Genomic DNA, 259 nt, shown 5'->3' with positions numbered 1-259 from the left:
AACCGTACTCAGTGCAAACTCACCGGGATCTTGTCCCAGGGAATCGCCTGGTCAAAGCCTGCAAAGAATTGAGCCGCCGCTTTCTGATCACCACTGACACTCAGTGCTTTTGCAGCCACCAGCTGATCAACGGTTCTCATACCCAAAGTCAGCCCCAGCAAGGGTCTCTTGGCTGCTTTTACGGTGAAGTCGACTTTCTCAGGCAACTGATTGTGGAACTGCACGACACCTCTCCTTAGTTCCAGTGCATACTTTTCAC

General features: G+C 51.7%; 1 protein-coding gene. It reads right to left on the bottom strand.

Annotation, left to right across the window (positions count from 1 at the left end; all coding sequences use genetic code 11):
• Positions 1-8: 8 nt before the first annotated feature.
• Positions 9-259: alkyl sulfatase C-terminal domain-containing protein (locus CWC16_RS19675; protein ID WP_283957371.1), on the bottom strand; the 251-nt coding region annotated here is incomplete at its 5' end.

Origin of the sequence: Pseudoalteromonas sp. S3776 (genome assembly GCF_005886915.1) — a bacterium.
In the GTDB taxonomy this organism is placed as follows: domain Bacteria; phylum Pseudomonadota; class Gammaproteobacteria; order Enterobacterales; family Alteromonadaceae; genus Pseudoalteromonas.
Note: the sequence above shows the minus strand (reverse complement) of the source record. Positions and strands in the feature narration are given on the sequence as shown.